Below are 2,217 nucleotides of genomic sequence, written 5' to 3' on the forward strand. Positions count from 1 at the left end.
AGGCATTGGAGTGCTGCTCGCGATATACAGCCTGGTTGATCCAGGGTTTGGTCGATGGCGAGCAAGTGAGTTAGGAAACAATCAGAGTGTATCATAGCTGGCTTGATCGTTGGGATGAGCGGCGGGCGCGACGCGGTGAGGAAGGGAAAAAAACAACGGATTTCGTCCTTGACGCGGAACGCGCCTTTCCAGGTGCGAAGAAGATAACAAGTATCGAGGGGTTCTGTGCCCTTGCGGACCAAGCCGTGGCTGATCCAGCCTTTTTCGATGAGCCGAGTGTGAGTGATCAGGGTTTTGAAAGACTAGATGGGTGGCTCAAATTTCCATCGGACATTTTTACTGATATCGAACAGAACAATGTCGTCCCGGCGAAAATCACAGAAAGCGGGTCGTTCAATCAGGCGATGGTGATTTTTCACCATTGGAATGCAAGCGCCCGGAATCGTCAGATTGCCAACTTTTTCTCGCAGAGTGGCATCACGGTTGTCGAGATTGCTATGCCTTATCACTTCGAACGCAGCCGTCCCGGCTCCGTGCACGCCGACTATATGCTTAGCCCTAATCTCGGTCGAACGATCCAATCTGTTAGGCAGGCAGTGTTGGATGGGCGAAAACTCATACGTTGGCTGAAAAGCGAAGGCTATCGTGAGATTTCGGTTCTCGGAATGAGCTTAGGTTCCTGGGTTGCGGCCGTAGTCGCGGCACACGACTTGTCTGTGTCAAAAGCCTCGTTGTTTCTGACGGCGGGGAGTCTAGCGGATATGGTCTGGACGGGCCGCGCGACACGATCGATACGCGATAGCCTTGAGCCTGAGATTGAGCTGACCGATCTCAGAAGGGCCTGGGGCCCACTTAACTTAGAGAATTACGCACATAGTCTGGCACGGCCTGATCTCGATCTTCACGTCGTGTTCGCCAAGAGAGACAAAGTGGTATTGCCGGCGCTCTCGGCGAGGTTCATGCAGAGGCTGGAGAACGCCGGAGCCAGGCTAACTATTTTGGCATTGAACTGTGGTCACTATTCGCTTGCCATGCCGCCTTACATTTTGTTGGCCGGTTTGAGCTTGAAACGGTTTCTGTCGTGTGCGGACAACTCTGCCCTGGGTTGGCGGCGGAAGCGGTAGTTTCCTCGTGCGGCGCGCACTGCCTTGGCGATCGCGTTGTTTATGGCGTCGAGGTCGCAGTTTTCGGGATGAAATTTGCGGCCGGCCCACCGGCGCATGGCATTATGCTCTTCGTGACCGCTGTCGCGCCATGCTTCGAGGAACTCGGCATAGCCGTGCGGGCCGCCGACGTCCTCTGGCGGCCTTGACCGGCCAGCTGCAATGCAGCGAGGATAATTGACGCCTGCCTCGCGCGGAAGGCGTTCCAGACGGAGCAGATGGCGCCAGTTGTCGCCGAAGTCGTACTCATAGAGGATCGTGATGGGCTGCTCGTCGGGATCGCAGGAAAAAACGAAATCGACCATCCGCCTCGAAGATACGATTGGCGGTGAAGCCGTCGTCGTCGAATTCCGGCGCGCCATAGATGATGCCGCCGATGTTGAACTGGTGCAAATGGCTATCGGTCCAACCAAAGGAGGCCTGGAGCACCTCGTGGAGTTGGGCACGGTTGAGCGCCATCGGCAGCTCGAGGGTGCGGCTAATCCTCGGTTCAATTCCGATAATGTGGGCCTCCCCGCGCACGATGTAGCTGTCGGGAGCGAAAGGGTCGAGCATGTGGCAAGCATGCCGCGCGCGAATGGCGTGGGCAAGGGGGCGGCAATTACGGCGCGACAAATGTGGCGATGGATGCGAATCAGCCAGCCGTCCCACCTTATTCATAGGGGTCAACGCCTCCCTCCCACGCCAGCCGAGAGAACATGAGCAGGTACAAAGACCATCCCAAGCCGCGTCGGCATCGAGATGACGACGAGCCGTTTTCTTTTCCGGAAAAGTTTATCGTGCCCAGCTTCTTTCAGCGGCCACCGCCCGCGGTCGCGGCACCAGTCGACGCCCAGGTGAAGGGGTTCAACGCAAGCAAGGGGTTTGGGTTCGTCAAAGCTTCAGACGGCACAGAGGCCTATTTGCCCGTGGGCGTGTTGGAGGCGATTAGAAGCCACGGTGGCGCCGAAGGAGCGCATATCGAAATGGCGACCAATGGTATGCTCTATGACCGTATAGCTGGTAGTGTTCAAAGGCTGGACGGGAGAGATCGGCATCTGCCGACGCCGACGGC

General features: G+C 57.1%; 1 protein-coding gene and 1 pseudogene. One reads left to right on the forward strand and one right to left on the reverse strand.

Annotated elements, in window-relative coordinates; translation table 11 throughout:
• Positions 1-86: 86 nt before the first annotated feature.
• Positions 87-1,124, forward strand: coding sequence for an alpha/beta fold hydrolase (locus EOC06_RS31315; RefSeq protein WP_128309604.1), 1,038 nt, complete (start codon positions 87-89; stop codon positions 1,122-1,124).
• Here EOC06_RS31315 and EOC06_RS31320 read toward each other — a convergent pair.
• A pseudogene (locus EOC06_RS31320) lies at positions 1,040-1,729 on the reverse strand (plasmid pRiA4b ORF-3 family protein). The gene EOC06_RS31315 and the pseudogene EOC06_RS31320 sit on opposite strands and share 85 nt — an antisense overlap.
• Between the last annotated feature and the right edge of the window lie 488 nt (positions 1,730-2,217).

It is taken from the genome of Mesorhizobium sp. M7A.F.Ca.MR.362.00.0.0 (assembly GCF_004023175.1).
Classification (GTDB): Bacteria; Pseudomonadota; Alphaproteobacteria; order Rhizobiales; family Rhizobiaceae; genus Mesorhizobium.